Below are 24,597 nucleotides of genomic sequence, written 5' to 3'. Positions count from 1 at the left end.
GCGCGGCGGCTCAGACCGCCGCGCAGCTCCATGGTGCGGGCCGCCCCAGCAGATAGCCCTGGCCGTAGTCGCAGCCGAGCTCGCGCAGTGTCTGCTGCTGTGCCTCGGTTTCGATGCCCTCACCGATGGTCTCGATGCCCAGCGTACGCGCCAACGACAGCACGCCCTCGACCAGCGCACGCGTGCTCTGCACTTCCGGCCCATGCAGGCCAGCGATGAAGCTCTGGTCGATCTTCAGCGTGCTGATCGGGAAGCGGTGCAGGTAGGACAGTGCCGAGAAGCCGGTACCGAAATCGTCCAGCTGCACCTGGATGCCACGTTCGCGCAGGCCCTGCAGGATGCGCAGGGTGTGCGGACCATCATCCAGCAGCGCGACCTCGGTGATCTCCAGCCGCAGCCGCTGCGGATCGGCGCCGTACTCGTCCAGCAGGCCGAACAGTCGGCCGCTGAACTCCGCGGAGCGGAAATGACGCGGCGATACGTTCACCGATACGTAGCTGTGCCCGCCTTTGGCCAGGCCGGCGATGACCTGTTCGTAGATCAGCCAGTCGACCTGTTCGATCAGGCCGCTCTCCTCGCCCAGCTCCAGGAACGCGCCTGGCAGCAGCAGGCCACGGCGCTCGTGCTGCCAGCGCAGCAACGCCTCGTGACCCACCACCTCGCCGTCGGACAGACGCACGATCGGCTGGTAGAACGGCACGAAGTCGTGGTTGTTGATCGCACGCCGCAGGTCGGCTTCCAGATCAAGGCTGCGCATGGCCTGCTCGCGCATGTCCTCGTCGAAGATCGCGCAACGATCATGCCCCTGCGCCTTGGCGCGGTACATCGCCGCATCGGCGTCTCGCAGCAGCTCCTCACCGGTCCGGTAGCGCGGGTTCCACAAGGCAATGCCGAGGCTGCCGGACGGGAACAGCTCGCGTCCGGCGATCCACATCGATTCCTGCAGGGCCAGCAGCAGGCGCTGGCCGAAATCCAACGCCTGCGCCAGGCCCTGCGGGCACTGCAGCAGCACCGCGAATTCGTCCCCGCCCAGGCGGGCCACCACGTCCTCGGTGCCGGCCATCGAAACGATGCGCTTGGCCACTTCCACCAGCATGCGGTCGCCGGCGGCGTGGCCGATGCTGTCGTTGACCAGCTTGAAGCGGTCCAGATCGAGGAACAGTACGGCGAACACCGGTCCGCCCTCGCGCTTGGCCAGCGCCAGCGCATCCTGCAGGCGGTCCAGCAGGTGCAGGCGGTTGGGCAGGCCGGTCAGCGCATCGTGCATGGCCTGGTGGGTCAGGCGCTGTTCGGCGCGCAGGCGCTCGCCGATCTGGCCGAGCAGCTTTTCGTTGACCTCGGCCAGTTCGCGCGTGCGCTCCTCCACGCGTTTCTCCAGCTCGGCATGCGCCGAGCGCAGGCGTTGCTGGTCGCGCTGACGCGCCAGGCCGGTACCGATGTTCTGCGCGACGAAGGTCAACAGGCGCTGGTCATGCACGCTGAAAATGCTGTTCTCGCTGTAGCTCTGCACCACGATCGCACCAACCACTTCGTCGTCGCGCAACAGCGGTACGCCCAGCCAGCAATGCGAACGCGCACCGGATTCACGCACTTCGCCACTGGCCAGCAACGCATCGATCTGCGCGCGTGACGCCAACAGTGGCCGCCGGTTGCGCACCACGTATTCGGTCAGGCCCCGGCTGAAGGGCCGTGGCGCGCGGCTGGCGTTGTGCTCGTCCACCGAATACACGAAGTCCAGGCCGTTGCCGGCCGGGTTGACCAGGGCAATGTAGAAATTGCGTGCGTCGAGCAGGCGCCCGACCACCCCATGCACCTGCCCATAGAACTGGGCCAGGCTGTCGGCCGACATTGCCATCTCGGCGATGTTGTACAGGGCGGTCTGCAGCTGTTCGGCGCGGCGACGCTCGGCCACCTCGTCCTGCAGGCTGTGGTTGGCGCGCTGCAGTTCCTGGGTGCGCCGCTCCACCTGCTGCTCCAGCCGCACCTGCGCCTGGCGCCGGTCCATCGCGGTCTGCACGTGCTGGGCAACGAATCCCAGCAGGGCCCGCTCTGCTTCGCCATAGCGCGCGGCATGCTCATAGCTCTGCACCACGATGGCACCGCAGACGCGGCCATCGCGCAGCATCGGCACGCCCAGCCAGTCCAGGCTTTCGGGACCGCGCTGCGGGTCATGCTCCTGTTCCATCACCTGCGCCAGCAGTTTGCGCGAAGGGCCACTGAGCGGCTTGCCATGGCGCAGCAGCGCCACGGTCAGGCTGCGCGGCATCTCGCTGGCGTCATGGCTCTGCGTGGGATCGGCGACGAAGTCATCGACCTGATCGGCAAAGTACAGGAACCGGATCTGGTCGCGCACATCGTCGTATTCCACGATGTAGCAGTTCTCGGCATACATCAGCGTGCCCAGCACACCATGCACGTGGCGCAGCATCTCGGGCATTTCCAGATCGGCACCGGCCAGATCGGCAATCTGGAACAGGGCCTGCTGCAGCCGCTCGGCCTCTTCCAGTGCCTTGATCTGGCCGGCTTGGCGGCCGCGCTGCAGCGCCAGTTCCATCGCCTGCCGGGCAACCCCCCACCATGCTGGCGAAGGCGCCGCCCCGGCTACCGACAACAGCAACCGCGCACCGTCGTATTCCCAGCCATGCTGACCCTCGCCGATTCCCGGCTCCGCAGCCCCCTGGCCGGCAACCGCTGGCGACGGCCAGCCGCCCTGGCCACGACCGAGCTGCGGGTCGTCCCAGCCAACGCGGACCACGGCCGTTTCCGGCAAAAGCGCATGCAACGCGCGCACCAGCGCCGTGCTCAGCACGGCCTCGTGTGGTGACTCTTCCGCCGGTTCAGCATGCGTGGACAAATGACAATCTCTTGGCGCCGTCTGTGCGTCGCCTCCCCTGAGCCGCCGAGCATAGCGCGCCACCCGGGGGGCAATGGAAGCCCGTAAACCCCGAATCGTGCACCCGTACGTTTTTCCTGCTGTCCGTAGCCCCATCCGAGCCATGACCCTCGCCCTGCCCGCCCCCGCCACCGGCTTTGCGCCATCGCCCGCAGGCCTTACCCTGTACGCCGTGGAAGCCAGCGCACTGCCAACCGATGAAGCCTTGATGCTGGCCTGGGCCGGTGGCGACCTGCGCGCTTTCGAAAGCCTGTATGCGCGCCACCGCAAGCGCCTGTTCGGCTTCCTGCTGCGGCAACTGCGCGACAACGCGCTGGCCGAGGAGATCTTCCAGGACGTCTGGCAGCGGGTGATCAGCGCCCGCGCCGGCTGGCAGCCCGAGGCAGCGTTCAGCACCTGGCTGTTCCGCATCGCCCACAACCGCCTGAATGACCATTGGCGTGCCGCCCGTCATCGCCCCGCCGCGCCGGCCGACGCCGATCTGCGCCTGGCCGCGATCGAGGATGGGCAGACTCCGGAAGGCGAGCTATCCGAATTCGAACAACGTCGCCGCATCCAGCTGGCGATGGAGCAACTGCCGCCGGAACAGCGCGAAGTGCTGCAGCTGCGGCTGGATCAGGAACTGAGCCTGGAGGAGATCGGCCAGATCACCGGCGTAGGCCGGGAAACCGTGAAATCGCGGCTGCGCTATGCGATGGACAAGCTGCGTGCGGGATTGAACGCATGAACCGAGACGAACCACTGACGCCGGAAGAACGCGAGCTGTCCCGCCTGCTCGGCCGTCGCGCCGAACAGGCACCGCCGGCTGCACTGGACACCGCCATTCTGGCCGCGGCCCGTGCCGCCGTGGATGCTCCGGCTGCCGATGCCACCGCCTTGCCGGACGCGCCCCGCGTGCGGCGCACCCGTCCGCGCTGGCCTGCGGTGTTCGGCATCGCCGCCTCGATGGTGTTCGCCATCGGCATCGCCTGGCAGCTGCGCCCGGAACCGCCCCCGATTCCTGCCGGTGAGACCGCGGTTGCCCCGGCACCGGCCAACGCCGAAATTGCCGCCGCCGACCAGACTGCTGAAAGCCGTGCGGCCGACAGCGCGACTGCAGCTGCAGAACCGGCAGCAACGCCGGCAGCGCCGCCTGCAGCCCCAGAAGCGGCTGCGCCGCCGGGCGCCGATACCCCTGCACCTGCCACCGCGCGCGCGCGCCAACCTGCACCGATGGAAGCGCCTCAACCACCGGCACCGGCTGCACGGTCGATGGCTGCAGAGGCCGCCACCGACACTTCGTTCGCAGCGCTGCCGCCCTCCCCGGCCGCGGCCCCTCCTGCGCCACCCGCTCCTGTGGCGTACTCGGCACCGGCACCGACGTTCGCTCCGGCTCCGGCAGCCGCGTTGAAGCCGCGTACGGCAGCCGCGCCGGTCGCCAATGCTGCCGACGGCGAATCCGCGATGATGCAGGACCGGGTCGAAATCACCTCGATGAAGCGCGAGGCGCCCCGCCGTTCTGCGCCCGGCGTCATGCAGCGCAGCAGCGATGCGGGCCTGAGCGCGGATGCGGTGCAGGCTGAAGTGAGCGCCGATGCGCGCCTGCCGCGCCGGCAATGGCTGGAAAAGATCCGCGAACGCCGCGATGAGGGCCAGCGCGACCTCGCCCGCGCCAGCCTGGAACGCTACATCCAGCAATACCCGGAATCGCGCCTGCCGCGCGACCTGCGCCCGCTGCTGGACGACTGAGTGCCACGGAAATCGGGAGCAACACCGTAGAATGGTGGCAATGCCCGATACTCTCGCCCAGCCGGTCAGCCATACGCTGGAAGTCAAGCACAGCCGTTTCATCGCCCATGCCACGCCGATCGACGGTGGTGTGGCGGCGATGGCGTTCCTGCAGCAGGTTGCAGTGGCCGATGCCACGCACAACTGCTGGGCATACCGGCACGGGCAGGATTACCGCTCCAGCGACGATGGCGAACCGGCGGGCACCGCCGGGCGACCGATCCTGGCTGCCATTGATGGCCAAGGCTTCGACCGGGTGATGGTGGTGGTGACGCGCTGGTTCGGCGGCATCAAGCTCGGCGCCGGCGGACTGGTGCGCGCCTATGGCGGCGCCGCAGCCGAGTGCCTGCGTACCGCGCCACGCCTGCCGCTGATCGCCGTGTCCCGCCTGCAGCTGCTGGCTGGCTTCGAGGACCTGGGTACCCTGCATGCCGCCCTGCCCGCCTTCGGCGCCGGGAAGCGCGATGAACAGTTCGATGCCAATGGCGTGTGCCTGCGGATTGAATTGCCTGCCGATCAGGTCGATGCATTGAAAATCCGCCTGCGCGACGCCACCCGTGACCGTATCCGCATAGAAGACGACATCCAGGATGACTGACAAGGACGACGCCCCCGCTTCGACCCCGCCGCTGCGCCGCCTCGGCAGCCTGCGCACGCTGTGGCCGTTCGTGCGCCGCCACAGCGGCCTGTTCACCGCCTGGCTGCTGGCCCTGGCGGTGTCTTCGGCGGCGACGCTGAGCCTGCCGCCGGCCGTGAAGCAGATGATCGATCACGGTTTCAGCAGCGGCGGTCAGATCAACCGTGCCTTTGCCCTGCTGATGCTGGTGGCGGTGGTGATGGCACTGGGCACCGCCGCGCGCTTTTACTTTGTATCGCTGCTGGGCGAAAAGGTCGTCGCCGACCTGCGCAGCCAGCTGTATGCCCACCTGATCCAACTGGGCGCTGGCTTCCACGACCGCAGCCGCAGCGGAGAGCTGGTCTCGCGCCTGACTGCGGACACTGAACTTCTGCGCAGCGTGGTCGGCTCGACCATGTCGGTGGCCCTGCGCAGCACGGTCACTGTCATCGGCAGTCTGGCGATGCTGTTCGTCACCAGCCCGCGGCTGGCCGCATGGTCGCTGCTCGGCATTCCGCTGGCGGTGCTGCCCATCATCATCGGCGCACGCAAGCTGCGCACGGTTGCACGCAACAGCCAGGACCGCATCGCCGATGCCAACAGCCTGGCCAGCGAGACGCTGGGCGCGGTACGCACGGTGCAGGCACATGCACGCGAGCCGTACGAGCGCGGGCGCTTCGACAAGGCACTTGGTGATGCCATCGGTGCCGCCCGCCGCCGCATCGGCGCGCAGTCGCTGGTCACCGCCAGCGCCATCCTGCTGGTGTTCGGCGCCATCGTCGGTGTGCTGTGGCTGGGCGCGCACGATGTCATCGACGGCCGCCTCAGTGCCGGTACGCTGGGCCAGTTCGTGCTGTATGCCTTGATCGGCGGCGGCTCGGTGGGCGCCCTGGCCGAAGTATGGAACGAGCTGCAGCGCGCGGCCGGCGGCATGGGCCGCATCGGCGAACTGTTGCAGGAAGACATCGAGATCCGCGCGCCGGCCCAGCCGCACGCGCTGCCGCAGCCGCTGCGTGGCGAGATCCAGTTCAACGACGTGGTGTTCCACTACCCGCAGCGACCCGACCAGGCCGCCCTGGACCACTTCAACCTGCACGTGCGCCCCGGCGAGACCGTGGCGCTGGTGGGTCCGTCGGGGGCAGGCAAGAGCACGGTGCTTTCGATGCTGCTGCGCTTCCATGATCCAGCCAGCGGCCGCATCGACGTGGACGGCATCGACGTGCGCCAGGTCGACCCGGCCGAACTGCGTGCGCAGCTGGCGCTGGTGCCACAGCAGCCCACCCTGTTCGCGGCCAGTGCGCGCGACAACATCCGCTATGGCCGCCTGCAGGCCAGCGATGCCGAGGTCGAGGATGCCGCACGAGCGGCCGAGGCCGACGGTTTCCTGCGCGCCTTGCCGCAGGGCTATGACAGCGAGCTGGGAGAGCGCGGTGCCCGCCTGTCCGGTGGCCAGCAGCAGCGTGTGGCGATTGCCCGTGCGCTGCTGAAGGACGCACCGATCCTGCTGCTGGATGAAGCCACCAGCGCGCTGGATGCGCAGAGCGAGCACAGCGTGCAGCAGGCGCTGGAGCGGCTCATGGCGGGCCGCACCACGCTGGTCATCGCCCATCGCCTGGCCACCGTACTCAAGGCCGACCGCATCGTGGTGATGGACCAGGGCCGCATCGTCGCCGAGGGCACGCATGCACAGCTGCTGGCCGAAGGTGGTCTGTACGCTGAACTCGCACGCCTGCAGTTCATCGATTGATGACGTCCGGCTAACATCGGCGCGGCCAAGCTGGCCGCGCAACAGCAGCATCCGCTGAAGGAGGTGCACGATGTCGTTCCGTCAGTTCCCCGCCGTCGACAGCAATGGCGAAAGCCACATCATCATCGAGTTCAAGCCCGAGGCCAATGGCAGTGGGCACCATTCCGAAGCCACGCCGCGCTACGAGCTGGATGACGGGCGGCCGCTGGTGCGCGATGGCCGCGAGTTCACCACCAGTGGCGGTGAGCTGAGGCTGACGATCTGAGGTTCGCCGGGCATGGCCCGGCGCTACCGCATTTCGTTCCGCCCCGCTCTGGTGGGTGTCCACCTTGGTCGACACGCCTTTTGCTTCTGGTAGGTGTCGACCTTGGTCGACACGCTTTTCGCCAAAGGCGGTCGAGCATGGCTCGACGCTACAAAAAAGCATGGTCAATTTTTCGCCAAGCATCTTGACAGCCTTTGCTGCCAAGGGCTGCGTGCGGTTATCCACATGTTTGCTCAGAATCCATCCACACCACCTGTGGATGAATGTGCTCAGCCCAGCACCCGTCCGATGCCGCTGGCGTCCACCTCGGTCGCCGCCCGACGGATCGCCGTCGGATCACTGCCGGCCACGAATCCGATACGGAAATGCACCTCGCCCCCGGGCGTGCGTGAGGAATGGATCGAGGCCAGGCTGATGCGGTGCTGCTCGAACACGTTCAGCAGTTCACGCAGCGAGCCCGGCCGGTCCTCCGGCAAATGCACCGACAGCGCATTGCGCTCGGTCAGGTCCGCCAACAGGTAACCCACGCGTTCGAACGTGTAGTTGCCGTCAGCCAGTGCCTGCTCGCCGAAGGCATTGCGATTGGCCAACAACAGCTGCTCACGGAATGCACCGCGCGCACTGTCGTCGCCCTGCCCGACCTGCGCCTGCAGAGTCTGCAGCTGACCGATCAAGCGCTCCAGCATCGGCGCCACGTACGGGTTGCCGAACTGGATGTCCTCGTAGATCGCCGGGTTGAGCGAGAGGATGCGCGAGATGATCGCGGTATCCAGCTCGAACGATGCCGAGCGGTACGGCATCATCGCGGCCAGATCACCCAGCTGCGGCTGGTACTTGCGCAGCACACCGGCCTGGGCCAGGTGGGTGGCATGCACCATCGCCTGCACCAGCGCCATCATCTGGTCGTGATGCTGCGGCGTGGCGCGCACGTACTCAGCCTGCAACGCCGTGCACAGCGTATCAACCCACGGTTGCCAGTGCCGCAGCCGCGCTTCGCAGACCACCATCACCCGGCCCTTCAGGGTCGGCGCCTTGGGCGGCGCGGTCATCGGGTGCAGGCCGACCACTTCGGCTTGAGAGGCCAACATCGCCTGCACCGGCGCTTCTTTTACCGAGGTCACGTCCAGCCACAGCCGGTCCTGCTCGCGGCCGGCCGACTGCTGCACGTACGCGGCAATCAGAGCCGGCGTATGCCGGATCGGTGCCGAGAACACCAGAACGTCAGCCTGCACCAGCAGCTGTTCCGGCGTATGCGAGTCCGGATCGGCCGGATCGTGGCCGATCACCTGCAGCTGCATGTGCTGCTGGAAGAAGCGGGTCAGCCAGCGCCCGTAGGCGCCGGCACTGCCGATGATGCCGACCGTGCGCGGCGTGCGTGGGTCCAGGCCGCTCATGCCACGCGTTCGGCGCGGAAGCGCGTTCCTTCGGCCAGCGCCGCCGGCGCTGCAGCAATCACGTCGAACTCTTCGAAGCCGTTGTCGAGGGTCGCCTCCAGCGCCGCATGGGTGCCGGCAATCGCGCGCGAGATCGCCTGCTGCATCGATTCGCCGCGCAGCAGGAACGACACCACCAGTGACATCAGCACGTCGCCGGTACCGGCCACATCCACCGGCAGCAGGGGCGAGGTCCAGCGCCAGGTCTCCTCGCGGCCGACCGCCAGGGTCACCAGTTCACCCGGGTCGCCGCCCACGCTGTGTGCGATCACCCAGTGCGGGCCACGGTCCAGCAGCGTGCGCGCGGCGGCGCTGGCATCGGCCTCGGCCAGCGCCGGCAAGCCGGTCAGGCGGTTCAGTTCGAAAGCGTTCGGCGTCACCAGCCAGGCATGCGGCAGCAGGCGCTCGGCGAAGATCGCTTCCAGTCCCGGTTCCACGTAGGGACCGGTGTGGGTATCACCAATCACCGGATCCAGGCAGTAACGCAGCTGCGGGCAGGCCGGCAGGATGTCGTCCAGCCAGTCTGCGAAGGCGGCACCGTTGGCGGTGCTGCCGAAGTAGCCGGAGACGAGCATCTTCGCCCGCTGCGGCAGGCCGCGTTCGTGCGTGCCCCGCAGCAGGTCGGCGAACCAGTCGGCCGGCAGCACGCGGCCACGCGTGGTGTCGTAGAACGGCGCGTTGCTGAGCAGCACGGTCGGAATTTCGGCTACACGCACGCCCAGCGCGCGCATCGGCGGTACGGCGGCGCTGTTGCCGGCATGGCCGTAGACAAGTTGCGACTGGACCGAGATGACATCGATCGGCGACGGGCCGTCGGGCCGCTGGCGGCGGCCGTGGACCAGGTGGTTATCAAGGGATTCGCTCATGGCCGCATTCTACGCCCAAGGGGGTTTTCGGCAGGGCTTGCAGCCCTGCACCTGCTCAATGCAACGGCAACGGCCAAAGCCAAAGCGGCATTCCGTGGGTTGGCGGGGCGGTGTCGGACTGCGGGGACGCCGCAAGTACGTCCCTGTAGGCTTGGCAGCCGCATCCATGCGGCTGACACCCCGCACTCCGACACCGCCCCACCTTCGACAGGTTCAAGCGGCTGTTGGTAACTGCGGCTGTTGTGCCGCACGACTGTTGGTAGGTGTCGACCTCGGTCGACACATCTGTCAGATATCGAATGAATTCATCCACGCATGGCATGGATCTACCGTGTCGACCAAGGTCGACACCTACCAGAGCAGTACGCCGTTCCGGCAGATCACGGAAAACTGTCGAAGGCGGGGTGGGTCCGGTTGCAGGGGTGTCCGCGGCATGGATGCCGCGGCCAAGCCCCCAGGGATGGGTTTACGGCGCCCCCTGCAACCGGAGCCGCCCCGCCAACCCACGGATAGCCCGCTTCTGCTGTTGACGTTGCCTCTGCAGGTGCAGGGCTGCAAGCCCTGCAAACCCAACCCCCTCAGTGAGCAGCAGGCCGGGACGGCGGCAGCCACGCCGCCACGATACCGAGCAGCGGCAGGAACGCGGTCAGCTGGTAGACGTACTCGATGCTGGTCTTGTCCGCCAGCAGGCCGAGCACGGCAGCACCGAGTCCACCCATTCCGAAGGCGAAGCCGAAGAACAGGCCGGACACCATGCCGATGCGATGCGGCATCATTTCCTGTGCGTACACCACAATCGCCGAGAACGCCGAGGACAACACGAAACCAATCAGCACCGCCAGCACCGTGGTCCAGAGCAGATCGGCATGCGGCAGCATCAGCGCGAACGGGGCCACGCCAAGGATCGAGGTCCAGATGATCGGCTTGCGGCCGATGCGGTCGCCCAGCGGACCGCCGAGGAAACCACCGGCGGCCGACGCCACCAGGAACGCGAACAGATGCAGCTGCGCTTGTGCCACCGGGATGCCGAAGTGGTGGATCAGGTAGAAGGTGAAGTAGCTGCCGATGCTGGCCATGTAGAAGTACTTGCTGAAGATCAGCACCAGCAGGATCGCCAGCACCTTGGCCACGGTGCGCGACGGATGCCGCGGGGCCATAGACGCGGTGCTGGCCGGACGCGGGGTGCCCAGGTGCAGCGCGTACCAGCGGCCGACATAGGTCAGCAATGCGATGCCGATCAGGGCGGCGCCGGCAAACCACGATGCCGCGTGCTGGCCATACGGCACTATCACTGCGGCGGCAATCAACGGGCCCAGCGCTGTTCCGAAATTGCCACCCACCTGGAACACCGACTGCGCGAAGCCATGGCGACCGCCCGAGGCCAGCCGCGCGATGCGCGAGGCTTCTGGATGGAAGATGGCCGAACCAATGCCGACCATCGCCGCCGCCATCAGCACCACCGCGTAGTTCGGTGCGAAGCCCAGCAGCAGCATGCCGCACAGGGTCGAGGCCATGCCGATCGGCAGCGAATACGGCGCCGGGCGGCGGTCGGTAGCCATGCCGATCAACGGCTGGAAGATCGAGGCGGTGAGCTGGTAGGTCAGTGTGATCAGGCCGATCTGGGTGAAGCTGAGGTCGAAGCCGCCCTTGATCACTGGATAGATGGCCAGGATCAGCGACTGCATCATGTCGTTGACGACATGCGAGGTGGAGATGGCGGCCAGCACGCCGGGGGCCACCGGGCGTGAGGTGGTTGCGGGAGAAGCCAGGGTCGACATGGATACAGTCAGGTTGGGGGCGAGCCACGCATGCTACGGTGACCTCCCCCTCCCTTCTGCCGCGTTCGGGTCATGGCATATCGCAAAAAGGACATCCCCTGCCAGGTCCGCGAGACTGCGCCGTGGAACGAGGTTCCGGTGCACCGCCCGGTGACCTGCCGCGCCCGCCATTACAAGCCCGGGACCCACATCGCGCCCCACCGGCACCGCCGTCACCAGCTGGTGTTCGCCATGTCCGGACTGATGGTGGTGCGTGCAGACGGCGGCCGCTGGGTAGTGCCTTCAACCCGCGCGATCTGGGTCCCGGCCGGCATGGCCCATGCGGTGGACTGCATCGCCGAAGTACACATGCGCAGCCTGTACGTGGAACCGGACTTCGCGCCGCAGCTGCCGGACGAAGCGTTCGCGGTACAGGTGGCGCCGCTGCTGCGCGAGCTGCTGCTGGCCGCCAGCCTGATCGAGACCGCGCATGTGGAAGACAGCCGCGACGGCCGCGTGGTGCGCCTGCTGCTGGACGAGCTGCACCGCATGGACGCGCTGCCGCTGCACCTGCCTTCACCCACCGACCCGCGCCTGCAGCGGATCTGCCAGCACATCCAGAAGCATCCCGGCGACGACGCCACGCTGCAGGATTGGGCGCAGGCCCTGCAGGTGGACGTGAAAACCATCCAGCGTCATTTCGCCAGCGAACTGGGCATGACCTTCGGACAGTGGCGACAACAGGCGCGGCTACTGGCCGCGATGGAACGGCTGGCGGTCGGCGACAAGGTCATCGATGTCGCGCTGGCAATGGGTTACGACAGCCCAAGCGCGTTCACCAGCATGTTCAAGCGGCAGCTGGGGCAGACACCGGCGGCGTTTTTCCGATGATGCTAACGGTCCGCGGGCACATGTGGATCGCGCATCAGACGAAATTCCCATGTATCACTGTCCACCAGCGGATAGTGCAACGGGAAAACCTGTCCTGCCACGCGTGCCTGCACCGGCACACCCTCGATCCGGCAACCTCCGGGCTGCTGGAATCCGACCAGCTCGGTAATGCTCAGATTGTCGGTGTCGTCCTCTGCAGAGAAGTACGCGGCAAACGCCGGATTGCCGCTGACACGACGCCGCAGTACGACCCGCCCAGCGTCGGGTGCGTACCAGCTGATGCTTCGCTCCAGGCCCTCGACCACGCCATCACCTGCATTGGGCCTGTCCGCCCCGGCACTGCTCGCGCATTGGACTTCCGCCACCGCGCTTCACGCTCGATGCGATAGGCGCTGACTTCTCCCACTGCAGTGCGCACGGTTTCGATGGCCGTTACCCGGCTCTGGCCCTGTTCTTCGTAGTCGTAACGATAACGGCCGGAACGCGCGTTGAACTCTCCGGGCTCCTCGAACCTGTCCTGCCACTGGTCACCCACCTTGAGCGGGAAGCGCAGCAGCACTTTGTCGCCCTTGCGCAGCGGATTGACGTCGGCGTACGTATCGATCCATTCACGCCGCAGAGTGCCCTCCGCAATCTCCAGTTCACGCTGACCGTTCTGGACTGCCTTCAGCAGCATCGGCGTCGCCGGCAAACCCGCACCCCCGGAGTAGGTCCATTGCGTGCCCGGAGCTGATGTCGGCGCTGCCTGCGGGCCGGACAAGGGCGTGTCCAAGCGGCACTCGTCGGCCGATACCGTGCCGATGAAGGACAAGGCTGCAGTCAACGCCCCGTACAGAATGGCGCGAGGTGCCATGCGCGGTTCGAAATGCAGGTGCAGGACCATGTCGCGCATTGTAAGACCCTCGAACACGAAAACGCCGGGCATGGCCCGGCGCTACCGTTCAACACTTGCGTTGAAAACTCAGGACGTCATCCGGTCCCAGAAGCCCTTCACGCCATCCATGAAGGTGGCCGACTTCGGCGAATGCTTGCGCGCCTCCTCGCCGACGAAGGTGGCTTCGAACTGCTCCAGCAGCTTGCGCTGTTCGTTGGTGAGGTTGACCGGAGTCTCCACCACCACGCGGCAGTACAGGTCGCCCTCGCTGCGGCTGCGCACCGAACGCACGCCCTTGCCACGCAGGCGGAACAGCTTGCCGGTCTGGGTCTCTGCCGGGATGCGGATCTCCGCCTCGCCGCCCAAGGTGGCCACGCGCACGGTGTCGCCCAGTGCCGCCTGCGAGATGCGGATCGGCACTTCGCAGTGCAGGTCATCGCCATCGCGCTGGAAGATCGCATGCTCGCGCACACGTACTTCCACGTACAGGTCGCCCGGCGGCGTACCGGCCGGACCGGCCTCGCCCTCGCCCTGCAGGCGGATGCGGTCACCGGTATCCACGCCCGCCGGCACCTTCACCGACAGCACTTTGTCTTCCTCGACACGACCGTTGCCGTGGCAGGTCTTGCAGGGCTTGGCGATGATCTGGCCACGGCCGCCGCAGTTGTGGCAGGCCTGCTGCATGGCGAAGATGCCGCGCTGGATGCGCACCTGGCCGCGGCCATGGCACACGTTGCAGGTCTCGACCTTGCCGTCCTCGGAGCCACTGCCATCGCAGTCGCCGCACTCGGCCAGGGTCGGGATCTCGATCCGGCGCTCGACGCCGCGCACGGCTTCTTCCAGGTCCAGTTCCATCACGTAGCCGATGTCGGCACCGCGACGGGCCTGGCGCGGACCACCGCCGCCACCGCCAAAAATGTTGCCGAAGATATCGCCGAAGATATCGTTCATGTCCGGGCCGCCCGGACCGCCGCCACCGCCCATGCCGTGCTCGAACGCGGCGTGGCCGTGGCTGTCGTACATGCGGCGCTTGTTGCCGTCGGACAGCACTTCGTAGGCTTCCTTGCACTCCTTGAAGGAGGCTTCGGCCGCCGTATCGCCCGGGTTGCGGTCCGGGTGGAACTTCATCGCACAGCGACGGTAGGCCTTCTTCAGCTCTTCGTCGGTGGCGGTGCGGGCAACGCCCAGCACTTCGTAGTAATCGCGCTTGCTCATATCGTGAATCGGGTTCCGGAAAGTCGGGATTCGTCAAAGCGGAAGAGCGGAACCAGGTCCGCTCTTGCGTCGGGCGCCCCGACACGCCGGTGGGCGGTCAGGACCCTGATGCGACAACGGGACGCTGATGGCCAGCGTCCCGTGTCGGTCCGGATCAGGACTTCTTGTCGTCCTTGACTTCGGTGAACTCGGCGTCGACCACGTCGTCCTGCGCCTTGCCGGCATTACCGGCGTCGGCACCCGCGGCACCGCCCTGGTCGGCCGAAGCAGCGGCGAACAGCGACTGGCCCGCTTCTTCCAGCGCCTTCGACTTGGCTTCGATCTGTGCCTTGTCGTCACCCTTCATCGCGGTTTCCAGGTCGGCCAGGGCCGCCTCGACCTTGCCGATCACATCGCCACCGACCTTGCTGCCGTGCTCGGTGATCGCGCTGCGGGTGCCGTGGATCAGGGCGTCGGCCTGGTTACGGGCCTGCACCAGTTCCTGGAACTTCTTGTCTTCTTCGCGGTTGGCTTCCGCGTCGGCGACCATGCGCGCGATCTCTTCCTCGGACAGACCCGAACCGGCCTTGATCTCGACCTTCTGTTCCTTGTTGGTCTTCTTGTCCTTGGCCGACACATGCAGGATGCCGTTGGCATCGATGTCGAAGGACACTTCCACCTGCGGCAGGCCGCGCGGGGCCGGCTCGATGCCGGACAGGTCGAACTTGGCCAGCGACTTGTTGAAGCGGGCCTGCTCGCGCTCACCCTGCAGCACGTGCACGGTCACGGCCGACTGGTTGTCCTCGGCGGTGGAGAACACCTGCGAGGCCTTGGTCGGGATGGTGGTGTTCTTCTCGATGATCTTGGTGAACACGCCGCCCATGGTCTCGATGCCCAGCGACAGCGGAGTCACGTCCAGCAGCAGCACGTCCTTGACGTCGCCGCCCAGCACGCCGCCCTGGATCGCAGCACCCAGTGCCACGGCTTCGTCCGGGTTGACGTCCTTGCGCGGTTCCTTGCCGAAGAACTCGGTCACCGCCTGCTGCACCTTCGGCATGCGGGTCTGGCCGCCGACCAGGATCACTTCGCTGATGTCGCTCGAACGCAGGCCGGCATCGTTCAGGGCGACGCGGCACGGCTCGATCGACTTCTTGATCAGGTCTTCCACCAGCGCTTCCAGCTTGGCGCGGGTCAGCTTGATGTTCAGGTGCTTCGGACCCGACGCGTCAGCGGTGACGTACGGCAGGTTCACTTCGGTCTGCTGGGCGCTGGACAGCTCGATCTTGGCGCGCTCGGCAGCATCCTTCAGGCGCTGCAGGGCCAGCGGATCCTTGCGCAGGTCGATGCCCTGGTCCTTGTTGAACTCTTCAACCAGGTACTCGATAACGCGGTTGTCGAAGTCTTCGCCGCCCAGGAAGGTGTCGCCGTTGGTGGCCAGCACTTCGAACTGCTTTTCACCGTCGACGTTGGCGATTTCGATCACCGAGACGTCGAAGGTGCCGCCGCCCAGGTCGTACACCACGATCTTGCGATCCTTGTTGTCGCCCTTGTCCAGGCCATAGGCCAGCGCGGCCGCGGTCGGCTCGTTGATGATGCGCTTGACGTCCAGGCCGGCAATGCGGCCGGCGTCCTTGGTTGCCTGGCGCTGGCTGTCGTTGAAGTACGCCGGCACGGTGATGACCGCTTCGGTGACCTTCTCACCGAGGAAGTCCTCGGCGGTCTTCTTCATCTTCTCCAGCACCTTGGCCGAGATTTCCTGCGGGGCCATCTTCTTGCCATCGCTGGTCGACACCCAGGCATCGCCGTTGTCATGGGCCAGGATGCCGTACGGGACGTGGGCGATGTCCTTCTGCACTTCGGCGTCGGTGAACTTGCGGCCGATCAGGCGCTTCACCGCGTAGAAGGTGTTCTTCGGGTTGGTGACGGCCTGGCGCTTGGCCGAGGCGCCGACCAGGACTTCGCCGTCCTTGGTGTAGGCGACGATCGACGGGGTGGTGCGATCGCCTTCCGAATTCTCGATGACGCGGGCCTTGCCGCCGTCCATGATCGCCACGCACGAGTTGGTGGTGCCGAGGTCGATACCAATGATCTTGCCCATGGGGGAGACTCCTGAGGATGCTTGTTGGTGTCAGTCCGGCCGTTCGGCCGGTGGATGAATACGATGTGGGGGAGGCTCGTGGAACATTCAAGCCACCTCCCGAACGCTGTGTTCAGCGCCTGGAAAAGCTTGCCAGGCGTTGCCTGGCGCGACCGCGGCCGGGCATCACCCGGCACGGCCGATCAGTCGGCGGCCACCACCACCAGCGCCGGCCGCAGCAGGCGCTCGTTGAGCAGGTAGCCCTTCTGGAACACGGTCACCACGCTGCCCGGGGCGGCGCCCGGCGCCGGCACCTGGCTGATGGCCTGGTGGTGTTCCGGATTGAACGGCTGGCCGGTCGGATCCAGCAGGACCAGACCGTTGTCGGCGGCGACCTTCAGCAGCTGCTTGTAGGTCAGCTCCAGGCCTTCGCGCAGCGGATGCGGGTCGTCGCCAGCCGCCTTCAGGCCTGCATCCAGACTGTCGAATACCGGCAGCAGCTCGCCCAGCAGCTTCTCGTTGGCGAACTTGCGGGCCTGATCGATGTCACGGGCAACGCGCTTGCGCTGGTTCTCCAGGTCGGCGCGCTCACGCAGCGCATCGGCCCTGACCTGCTCAACTTCGGCGCGCAGGCGCTCAACTTCGTCGTTGACGCCGGCGGTGGCGGCCGCATCGGCGGCACTCTGCTGGGATTCGATATCTGGATGTTCGTGGTTCATGTCTGGGTCCCTGGCGGTCAATCTCCGCCTCCACCCACCCTAGTGTGGGCGGGATGCTGCGTTTCAAGCGTCGGATGTTCCGGGAGTGCGCCCGGCCGGTGAAAAGGCTGCCCCGAGTACATCGGCGGTGGCCTGGACCAGCGGGATCATGCGGTCGTAGGCCATCCGCTTGGGGCCGATCACGCCCAGCACGCCCAGCACCTGGCCATTGGCGGTGTACGGGGCGGTGACCAGCGAGACGCCCTGCAGCGGCATCATCCCGGTCTCCTCGCCGATGAAGATGCGCACGCCCGGCGCCTGGATGGTCCGCTCCAGCAGCTGCAGGATCTCGCGCTTGCTGGAGAACAGCTCGAACAGCTCGCGCAGGCGCTCCAGGTCGGACAGGTCCTGCACCCCCATCAGACGGGTCTGGCCGGCCACCAGCATGTCGTCGGCAGCCGGCTGCAGGGCCTGCTCGGCCAGCTCGATGCTGTGCGCCAGCAGCTGCTCCAGCTCGGAACGGGCGTCGCGCAGCTCCAGCAGCAGGCGGGTGCGGATCTCGGCCATCGGCAGGCCAGCGAAATGGGCATTGAGGTAGTTGGCCACCTGCTCCAGCTGGCCCGGCGCGAACTCCTGGCGGGTCTCGATGACCCGGTTCTGCACCTCGTTGTCGGCAAACACCAGGATCGCCAGCACCCGGCGCCCGTCCAGCGCCACGAAATCGATCTGGCGGAAGGCGAACTGCTCGCGCCGCGGCGCGCTGACCACGCCGACGAAGTGGCTCATCGCCGACAGCAGCTCCGAGGCGCTGCCAAGCAGGGCCTGGGTGCTGCCACCGCCGGCCAGTTCCTGGCGCAGCCGGGCCAGTTCGCCCTCGCCCGGCGGCTGCATCTGCAGCAGGCTGTCGACGAACACCCGGTAACCGTGCGCGGTCGGGATGCGGCCGGCCGAGGTGTGCGGCGACGCCAACAGCCCCAGGTCCTCCAGGTCGCCGAGGATGTTGCGGATGGTGGCCGGGCTGACCTCCAGGCCGGCCACGCGCGCCAGTGTCTGCGAGCCGACCGGCTCGCCGTCCTGGATGTACCGCGCGATCAGCGTGCGCAGCAGATGGCGCGCACGTGGGGCAAGCTGGTCGGGAGAACCGTGCATGGAATCAACCTGTGAGACACGGACACTAGATAATGGCGACGCATCACCTTGGCAAGTCATTGGACCTCCCTCGCGCGCGTGCTAGCGTTGCGCGGCTGCTGATACCCCCTTACCCATGCTCAGACATCTTTCGATCAAGGATTTCGCCGTCGTCCGCGCCACCGAACTGGAGTTCGGGCCAGGCATGACCGTGGTTTCAGGCGAGACCGGCGCCGGCAAGTCGCTGATGGTCGACGCGCTGGGCTTCCTGTCCGGCCTGCGCGCCGACAGCGGCGTGGTCCGCCACGGCGCCGCCCGCGCCGAGCTTTCGGCCGAGTTCGCGCTGGACCAGCTGCAGGCCGCACGCCAGTGGCTGGCCGACAACGAGCTGGACGATGAGGAGCAGTGCCAGCTGCGCCGGGTGATCCGCGCCGATGGCGGTTCGCGGGCCTGGATCAATGGCCGACCGGTGACCCTGGCGCAGCTGGGCGACCTGGCCTCGCTGCTGGTGGAGATCCATGGCCAGCACGAACAGCAGGCCCTGCTGACGCGCCCGTCGCAGCTGGCCCTGCTGGATGCCTATGCCGGCAACGAGAACGAGCGCCGCCAGGTCCGCCGCGCCGCTGGCGCATGGCAGGCGCTGGTCGATGAATCGCTGGCCCTGTCGCAACAGGGCGACGTCAGTGACCGGATCGGCTTCCTGGAGCACCAGCTGCGCGAGCTGGACCGCGAGGACCTGGAACCCGAATCGATTGCCGCACTCGGCGCCAGCCACCGTCGCCAGGCCCATGCCAGCGCCCTGCTGAGCGCCTGCCAGGCCGCCAGCAACCAGCTCAACGGCGACGACGGCAGCTCTGCGCTGGACCTGCTGCAGCAGGTGCGCCACGAGCTGTCGCGCCTGATCGAGCACGACCCGCGCCTGGGCGAGGTGGATGGCCTGATCGAGAACGCCTCGATCCAGCTTCACGAAGCCCTGTCGCTGCTGGACCGGGTGCATGACGACCTCGACGCCGACCCGGAACAGTTCGAGGAGAACGAGCGCCGCCTGGGCCGCCTGCACGACCTGGCCCGCAAGCACCGCGTGCCGATGGACGAACTGGGCGCGCAGCGCGAGCGCATGCACGCCGAAGTGGAGCAGCTGCGCGGCGCCGACGAACGCCTGCAGCGCCTGGCCGGCGAGATCGACAAGGCCGCCGCCGCCTGGCGCGCACAGGCCGACGTGCTGACCGCCAGCCGTCGCAGCGCTGCGGCCGAACTGTCGGCCACCACCACCGGCATCATCGCCGAGCTGGGCATGGGTGGCGGCCAGTTCCTGATCGAGCTGGAGCCCCAGGATTCCGGCAAGCCCGACCCGCAGGGTGCCGAACGGGTGGAGTTCCTGGTGGCGGCCAACGCCGGCCAGCCGCCGCGCGCCCTGCGCAAGGTGGCCTCGGGCGGTGAACTGTCACGTATTTCGCTGGCCATTGAAGTGGCCGCACTGGATCTGGATGCGGTGCCGACCATGGTGTTCGACGAAGTCGACTCCGGCATCGGTGGTGCAGTGGCCGACATCGTTGGCCAGAAGCTGCGCGCGCTCGGCGAGAAGCGCCAGGTGCTGTGCGTGACCCACCTGCCGCAGGTCGCTTCCAAGGGCCATGCCCACTACCGGGTCAGCAAGGCCCCGGTGGAAGGCATGACCCAGAGCGCGGTGGAAAAGCTGGACAGCAAGGCGCGCGAGGAAGAGCTGGCGCGCATGCTGGGCGGCGTGGAGGTGAGCAAGGAAGCGCGCGCCGCCGCACGGAAGCTGCTGCAGGTGTAATGCCGGCACCCGTGATCGGGGGCCGAAGACCGTGAGGTTGCCGGCCAGCGGCCGGCACTACCCCCGTGGCTGCGTCAGGTCGACGTTCTCCACCAGGAAATCAAGAAACGCGCGCACCCGCAGCGGCAGGTAACCGCCCTGCCCCAGGAACACCGCGTGCACCTCTTCCAGGTCACCTGGGTTGGCCTCTTCCAGCACCGGCAGCAAGCGCCCGGCGGCGATGTCCTGCTGCACCTGGAACGCTGCCAGGCGTGCCATGCCCAGCCCTCCCAACACCAGCTGCCGCAACGCATCGCCATTGCTGGCGCGGGCATTGCCACTGGGCAGCACCATCCGCTCGCGTCCGTCCTGCAGCAAGGGCCAGCCCTGCATCGCACGCGCATGGCCGATGTCCAGACGGTTGTGCGACAGCAGCTCCTCAACGTTGCGCGGCAGTCCATGCCGCTGCGCGTAGGCCGGCGCGGCCACGATCATCATCCGCGTCGCGCCCAGCCGCCGTGCCACCAGGCTGGAGCTCTTCAGCGGACCGGCGCGCACCGCCACGTCGGTGCGCTGCTCAAGCAGGTCGATCACCTCGTCGTTGAGAGTCAGGTCCACACCCACCTGCGGATTGCGCTCGAGGAACGCCGGCAGCAGCGGCAACAGGAAGTGCTGGCCGAATGGGACATTGGAATTGACTCGCAGGCGTCCGCGCGGCTCGGCATGAGCGCTGGCGCAGCGCTCGGCCTCCTCCAGATCGGCCAGTACGCGCAGGCCGCGCTCATAGAAGGCACAGCCCTCCGGAGTCAGCTGCAGCTGGCGGGTGGAGCGCTGCAGCAGGCGCGTACCCAACCGCTGCTCCAGGCGGGCCACAAGTTTGCTCACCGCCGACGGCGTCATGTCCAGCGTGCGGGCGGCGGCGGAGAAGCCGCCGGTCTCGATGACCCGCACGAACACTTCCAGTTCGCCGGATCGGTTGATGTCGGGTCGCGCCATGGCGATGAATCCGGTTCACAGATGATTGTCCATGCGCAGTCTAGTTCACAGATGCGTGCGGAATCACCATGGCGCTTCCTTCACTCAGGACCGCCCGATGAACCGCTTGCGCCTGCTCACCGCCACCGCCCTGCTCACCTTGTCCGGGGCCGCCGGCGCCTCAACTGTCCCGCACTGGGTCGCCAGCTGGCAGGCCAGCCCGCAACCGGTCTGGGGTGGGGCGTTCCTGTTCCCGACCCTGGTCCCGGCCGCACTGCAGAACCAGACCTTCCGCCAGACGGCGCGCATCAGCCTGGGCGGGCCTCGGCTGCGGGTGCGACTGAGCAATGCCTACGGCACGCAGCCGCTGCGGATCGGAGCGGCGAGCGTGGCCGCCCGGGCGGGGGACATCCCGCAGCCGCTCAGTTTCGACGGCCAGCCCGGGGTGCTGATCGGCCCCGGGCAGGAACGGCTGAGCGATCCGCTGCCACTGGCCACGGATAACCGGCAGGCGCTGCAGGTCAGCGTCTTCGTGCCGGGGCCGACGCCAGTGCAGACGTTCCATTGGGAGGGTCGGCAGACCAGTTGGATTGCGCCCGGCGACCAGAGCCTGGCCCAGGCTCTGAGCGGGGCCAGCAGCACCACTGCCCGGCTGTTCCTGGCCGGCATCGAGGTCGAGGCCGCCGCCAACACACGCAGCGTGGTGGTGCTCGGCGACTCGATCACCGACGGCGCCACCGCCAGCCTGGACCAGGACCAGCGCTGGACCGACCACCTGGCCGCGCGTCTGGCACCGCGGGGCGTTGCCGTGATCAACGCCGGTATTTCCGGGGGGCGGCTGCTGCGCAATGGCATGGGCGAATCCGCCCTGGCCCGCTTCCAGCGTGACGTGCTGGATCAGCCCGGCGTGGCCAGTGTGGTCGTGCTGATCGGTATCAACGACATCAGCTGGCCCGGCACCGCGTTCGCCCGGAGCCAGGCCCGGCCCACGCTGGCCGAACTGCAGGCGGGGTATCGCGCCCTGGCCGAGCAGGCCCGAGGCCGAGGTGTTCGGATCGTAGGTGCCACCCTGACACCGTTCGCCGGCGCCCTGCCCGGCACGCCGCTGGACGACTACTACCGCCCGGACAAGGAGGTCCTGCGCCAGCAGCTCAATGCCTGGCTGCGCACGGACAGCCCGTTTGACGCGGTGATCGACCTGGACGCGGCGCTGCGCGACCCGGTCGCCCCCTCACGGATGGCCGCCGCCTACGACTCCGGCGATCACCTGCATCCGGGTGATGCGGGGAACCGGGCGATGGCCGAGGCGGTGGATCTGGAGGTGCTGATGGGTCCATCCACGCGTGGCGTGGATCTACCGTAAGCAACGAAAAACCCCGGGCAGGCCCGGGGTTTCGTCGCATCTGGCTGGCCGGAACGGCTTACTTGCGCTTCTTGCGCACGTACAGCACCAGCGAGTGCTCTTCCAGTTCGTAGCCGTGGTCGGCTGCGATCTTGCGCTGCAGCTCCTCGATCTCGTGGCTTTCGAACTCGATGATCTTGCCGCTGTCCACGTCGACCATGTGGTCGTGGTGGCCGCCGCGGTCCAGCTCGTAGACGGCCTGGCCGCCTTCGAAATTGTGCTTGAGCACGAGGCCGGCGGCCTCGAACTGGGTCAGCACCCGGTAGACCGTCGCCAGACCGATCTCGTCGCCATGCTCGAGCAGCTGGCGGTAGATGTCTTCGGCGGTCATGTGGTGCTGGGCATTGCGCTGCTCGAGCAGCGCCAGGATCCGCATCCGCGGATGGGTCACCTTCAGGCCGACTTTACGCAGGTCGTGGGTTTCCATAGGTCTCCGTTCATTGGCGATTTAGCGCCAGCTGCCTCGGATTGGGTCGCGGTGGCACGCCGGGAGTGTATCATCGGTTTGATTTCCCCAACCGCCAGTCCCGATGCGCAATCTCCTGTTGGTCGCCGCCGTCGCCCTGTCCACCACCGGGTGCGGCATCATCTACAAGCAACCCATCTATCAGGGCAACCTGATCCGGGAAGATGCCGTGGCCAAGTTGCAGGTCGGGCAGAGCAAGCAGCAGGTCACCGCGCTGCTGGGCACCCCGTCCATTCCCGACCCGTTCCACGCCCAGCGCTGGGACTACACCTCCAGCCAGCGCGTGAACCGCCTGGGCCGTACCGAGGTGAAGAACTTCGTGGTGTTCTTCGAGAACGACAACGTGACCCGCTGGGAAGGCGACTACTTCCCGGGCAACGACAAGGCCCTGGCCCAGCAGACCGTGCGCCAGTTCGGCCGCAACCTGCCGAAGGACAAGAAGAAGAAGGGCCGCTGAGGCCCCTGCCCGTCCTCCGGGACGGGTCGCGGGAATCAACCGCCGAGCGCGCGTCGCCGGCGGTTGTCCTTGGGGTCGGCCTGCAACGGGCGTAGCAGCTCGATGCGGTCGCCATCCAGCAGTGCCTGCTGCGGGCGCGCCAGTACCCCATGCACGGCCACCGCCGGGCAGTCGGCACTGCCTTCCAGCGCGGCAGCGGCAATCGCCTCGGCCACGGTCGCGCCCTCGTCCAGCTGCAACCGGCGCGAAAGCACCCGCTGCGGCCAAGCCAGCACCACCTCGACCTCGATCATCGCTCAGGCCTCGTCGGCAACGCGGATGAAGTCGTTGACCATGCGGTCGGCCAGGCTCTGGAAGCCCAACGCCAGCGCCGGACCGAGCAGGCGCGAACTGGGCTCGAAATCCAGGGTCAGGGTGACCTTGCAGGCATCTTCGGCCAGCGCATGGAACTCCCAGCGGCCGTGCAGCTGCTTGAACGGGCCATCGCGCAGCTGCATGTCGATGCTGTGCGGGCGCTGCAGGGTGTTTTCAGTCTGGAACCAGGTGCTGAACGAGCCCAGGCCCAGGTCCAGACGCGCCACCAGGCGGTCCTCGCCCTGCTCCAGGATCTGGGCGGCCGAGCACCAGCGGAAGCGGCGCGGATAGGCCTGGACGTCATTGACCAGGTCGAACATGCGCGCGGCCGAATGTTCGACCAGGGCGCTGCGGCGGATAGTAGGCATGAATACAGGACGTTTCGGCAATCGACCGGGCAGGCCCGAATCGGAGACAATACGGAAATGAGCAAGAACAGCGGCAAGGATAAAGCAAAGAGCGCGACGGCCACCAAGACCATCGCGTTGAACAAGCGTGCCCGCCACGAGTACCACATCGAAGACCGCTTCGAAGCCGGCCTGGCCCTGCAGGGCTGGGAGGTGAAGTCGATCCGTGCGGGCCGCGGCAACATCGTCGACGCCTACGCCTACGTGAAGGATGGTGAGATCTTCCTGATCGGCGCGCAGATCACGCCGTTGATCCAGGCCTCGACCCATGTCGTGGCCAACGACCGGCGCGATCGCAAGCTGCTGCTGCACCGGAGCGAGATCGACAAGCTGGTGGGCAAGGTCGAGCGCGATGGCTACACGATCGTGCCCACCGCGATGTACTGGAGCAAGAACAAGATCAAGCTCGAAGTCGCTCTGGCCAAAGGCAAGCAGACCCACGACAAGCGCGATGCCGCCAAGGACCGCGACTGGGCGATCGAAAAGCAGCGTGTCATGCGTCGCGGCAACCGCGACGCGTAAGGCGGCTGCGCATCACCCTGTCGAGTCGAGC

23 protein-coding genes are annotated in these 24,597 nt (G+C 67.3%); 10 read left to right on the top strand and 13 right to left on the bottom strand.

What is annotated here, in order from left to right; all coding sequences use genetic code 11:
* Positions 1-10 precede the first annotated feature (10 nt).
* The gene (locus N5J73_RS18565; protein WP_049445743.1) at positions 11-2,854 is read right to left on the bottom strand and encodes an EAL domain-containing protein; all 2,844 of its coding nucleotides are present in this window, start codon (positions 2,852-2,854) and stop codon (positions 11-13) included.
* A gap of 247 nt (positions 2,855-3,101) precedes the next feature.
* Between N5J73_RS18565 and N5J73_RS18560 the strand changes: the two genes are divergently transcribed.
* The 5 genes from N5J73_RS18560 to N5J73_RS18540 all read left to right on the top strand — a co-directional run bounded on the left by N5J73_RS18560 (position 3,102) and on the right by N5J73_RS18540 (position 7,288).
* A complete protein-coding gene (locus tag N5J73_RS18560; RefSeq protein WP_229301621.1) occupies positions 3,102-3,620 on the top strand; it encodes an RNA polymerase sigma factor in 519 nt (172 codons plus the stop codon).
* A complete protein-coding gene (locus tag N5J73_RS18555; RefSeq protein WP_049445740.1) occupies positions 3,617-4,621 on the top strand; it encodes a hypothetical protein in 1,005 nt (334 codons plus the stop codon). The genes N5J73_RS18560 and N5J73_RS18555 overlap by 4 nt, the downstream gene beginning before the upstream one ends.
* 40 nt (positions 4,622-4,661) lie before the next feature.
* Entirely contained in the window at positions 4,662-5,258 is a 597-nt protein-coding gene (locus tag N5J73_RS18550; protein ID WP_049445757.1) for a YigZ family protein, read from the top strand.
* On the top strand, positions 5,251-7,023 hold the full coding sequence (locus N5J73_RS18545) for an ABC transporter transmembrane domain-containing protein (RefSeq protein WP_049445738.1): 1,773 nt from the start codon (positions 5,251-5,253) through the stop codon (positions 7,021-7,023). Before N5J73_RS18550 ends, N5J73_RS18545 begins: the two co-directional genes overlap by 8 nt.
* Before the next feature lie 70 nt (positions 7,024-7,093).
* Entirely contained in the window at positions 7,094-7,288 is a 195-nt protein-coding gene (locus N5J73_RS18540) for a hypothetical protein (RefSeq protein ID WP_005409247.1), read from the top strand.
* A gap of 269 nt (positions 7,289-7,557) precedes the next feature.
* On the opposite strand, the gene N5J73_RS18535 is transcribed toward N5J73_RS18540, so the two are convergent.
* The 3 genes from N5J73_RS18535 to N5J73_RS18525 form a co-directional block, all read right to left on the bottom strand.
* On the bottom strand, positions 7,558-8,682 hold the full coding sequence (locus N5J73_RS18535; RefSeq protein WP_049445737.1) for a prephenate dehydrogenase: 1,125 nt from the start codon (positions 8,680-8,682) through the stop codon (positions 7,558-7,560).
* Positions 8,679-9,587 carry a pyridoxal kinase gene (pdxY, locus tag N5J73_RS18530; RefSeq protein ID WP_049445735.1) on the bottom strand — a complete coding sequence of 303 codons (909 nt, stop codon included), beginning with the start codon at positions 9,585-9,587 and terminating at the stop codon, positions 8,679-8,681. The genes N5J73_RS18535 and pdxY overlap by 4 nt, the downstream gene beginning before the upstream one ends.
* 578 nt (positions 9,588-10,165) lie before the next feature.
* Positions 10,166-11,365 (bottom strand): MFS transporter, encoded by a 1,200-nt coding sequence (locus N5J73_RS18525; RefSeq protein WP_049446316.1) that lies wholly within the window; start codon positions 11,363-11,365, stop codon positions 10,166-10,168.
* Positions 11,366-11,437: 72 nt separating this feature from the next.
* Between N5J73_RS18525 and N5J73_RS18520 the strand changes: the two genes are divergently transcribed.
* Positions 11,438-12,235 (top strand): helix-turn-helix transcriptional regulator, encoded by a 798-nt coding sequence (locus N5J73_RS18520; protein WP_049446314.1) that lies wholly within the window; start codon positions 11,438-11,440, stop codon positions 12,233-12,235.
* 172 nt (positions 12,236-12,407) lie between these two features.
* On the opposite strand, the gene N5J73_RS18515 is transcribed toward N5J73_RS18520, so the two are convergent.
* The 5 genes from N5J73_RS18515 to hrcA form a co-directional block, all read right to left on the bottom strand.
* Positions 12,408-13,160 carry a hypothetical protein gene (locus N5J73_RS18515; protein WP_279941277.1) on the bottom strand — a complete coding sequence of 251 codons (753 nt, stop codon included), beginning with the start codon at positions 13,158-13,160 and terminating at the stop codon, positions 12,408-12,410.
* Between the two features lie 36 nt (positions 13,161-13,196).
* Positions 13,197-14,324 carry a molecular chaperone DnaJ gene (gene dnaJ / locus N5J73_RS18510; protein WP_049446313.1) on the bottom strand — a complete coding sequence of 376 codons (1,128 nt, stop codon included), beginning with the start codon at positions 14,322-14,324 and terminating at the stop codon, positions 13,197-13,199.
* Positions 14,325-14,478: 154 nt separating this feature from the next.
* Positions 14,479-16,401 (bottom strand): molecular chaperone DnaK, encoded by a 1,923-nt coding sequence (gene dnaK, locus N5J73_RS18505; protein ID WP_049446311.1) that lies wholly within the window; start codon positions 16,399-16,401, stop codon positions 14,479-14,481.
* Between the two features lie 182 nt (positions 16,402-16,583).
* The gene (gene grpE, locus N5J73_RS18500) at positions 16,584-17,099 is read right to left on the bottom strand and encodes a nucleotide exchange factor GrpE (protein ID WP_049446309.1); all 516 of its coding nucleotides are present in this window, start codon (positions 17,097-17,099) and stop codon (positions 16,584-16,586) included.
* Between the two features lie 63 nt (positions 17,100-17,162).
* Positions 17,163-18,227, bottom strand: coding sequence for a heat-inducible transcriptional repressor HrcA (hrcA, locus tag N5J73_RS18495; RefSeq protein ID WP_008266321.1), 1,065 nt, complete (start codon positions 18,225-18,227; stop codon positions 17,163-17,165).
* Between the two features lie 115 nt (positions 18,228-18,342).
* Between hrcA and recN the strand changes: the two genes are divergently transcribed.
* The gene (gene recN, locus N5J73_RS18490; RefSeq protein ID WP_049446307.1) at positions 18,343-20,004 is read left to right on the top strand and encodes a DNA repair protein RecN; all 1,662 of its coding nucleotides are present in this window, start codon (positions 18,343-18,345) and stop codon (positions 20,002-20,004) included.
* Positions 20,005-20,061: 57 nt separating this feature from the next.
* Here recN and N5J73_RS18485 read toward each other — a convergent pair whose 3' ends face one another.
* On the bottom strand, positions 20,062-20,979 hold the full coding sequence (locus tag N5J73_RS18485; protein WP_049446306.1) for a LysR family transcriptional regulator: 918 nt from the start codon (positions 20,977-20,979) through the stop codon (positions 20,062-20,064).
* A gap of 97 nt (positions 20,980-21,076) precedes the next feature.
* Between N5J73_RS18485 and N5J73_RS18480 the strand changes: the two genes are divergently transcribed.
* A complete protein-coding gene (locus N5J73_RS18480) occupies positions 21,077-22,321 on the top strand; it encodes an SGNH/GDSL hydrolase family protein (protein ID WP_049446304.1) in 1,245 nt (414 codons plus the stop codon).
* Positions 22,322-22,379: 58 nt separating this feature from the next.
* On the opposite strand, the gene fur is transcribed toward N5J73_RS18480, so the two are convergent.
* Complete coding sequence (gene fur / locus N5J73_RS18475) at positions 22,380-22,787, bottom strand: ferric iron uptake transcriptional regulator (RefSeq protein WP_005409235.1); 408 nt, start codon at positions 22,785-22,787, stop codon at positions 22,380-22,382.
* A gap of 103 nt (positions 22,788-22,890) precedes the next feature.
* On the opposite strand from fur, the gene bamE reads away from it, so the two are divergent.
* Positions 22,891-23,283 carry an outer membrane protein assembly factor BamE gene (gene bamE / locus N5J73_RS18470; RefSeq protein ID WP_049446301.1) on the top strand — a complete coding sequence of 131 codons (393 nt, stop codon included), beginning with the start codon at positions 22,891-22,893 and terminating at the stop codon, positions 23,281-23,283.
* Positions 23,284-23,318: 35 nt separating this feature from the next.
* On the opposite strand, the gene N5J73_RS18465 is transcribed toward bamE, so the two are convergent.
* Entirely contained in the window at positions 23,319-23,576 is a 258-nt protein-coding gene (locus tag N5J73_RS18465) for an RnfH family protein (protein WP_049446300.1), read from the bottom strand.
* Between the two features lie 3 nt (positions 23,577-23,579).
* On the bottom strand, positions 23,580-24,005 hold the full coding sequence (locus tag N5J73_RS18460) for a type II toxin-antitoxin system RatA family toxin (protein ID WP_010484449.1): 426 nt from the start codon (positions 24,003-24,005) through the stop codon (positions 23,580-23,582).
* A 57-nt stretch (positions 24,006-24,062) separates the two neighbouring features.
* On the opposite strand from N5J73_RS18460, the gene smpB reads away from it, so the two are divergent.
* On the top strand, positions 24,063-24,566 hold the full coding sequence (gene smpB, locus N5J73_RS18455; protein WP_049446298.1) for an SsrA-binding protein SmpB: 504 nt from the start codon (positions 24,063-24,065) through the stop codon (positions 24,564-24,566).
* The last annotated feature ends 31 nt before the right edge of the window (positions 24,567-24,597 follow it).

This window comes from Stenotrophomonas sp. GD03654, from assembly GCF_029845105.1.
Classification (GTDB): Bacteria; Pseudomonadota; Gammaproteobacteria; order Xanthomonadales; family Xanthomonadaceae; genus Stenotrophomonas; species Stenotrophomonas africana.
This window is presented reverse-complemented; position numbering and strand designations above follow the sequence as displayed.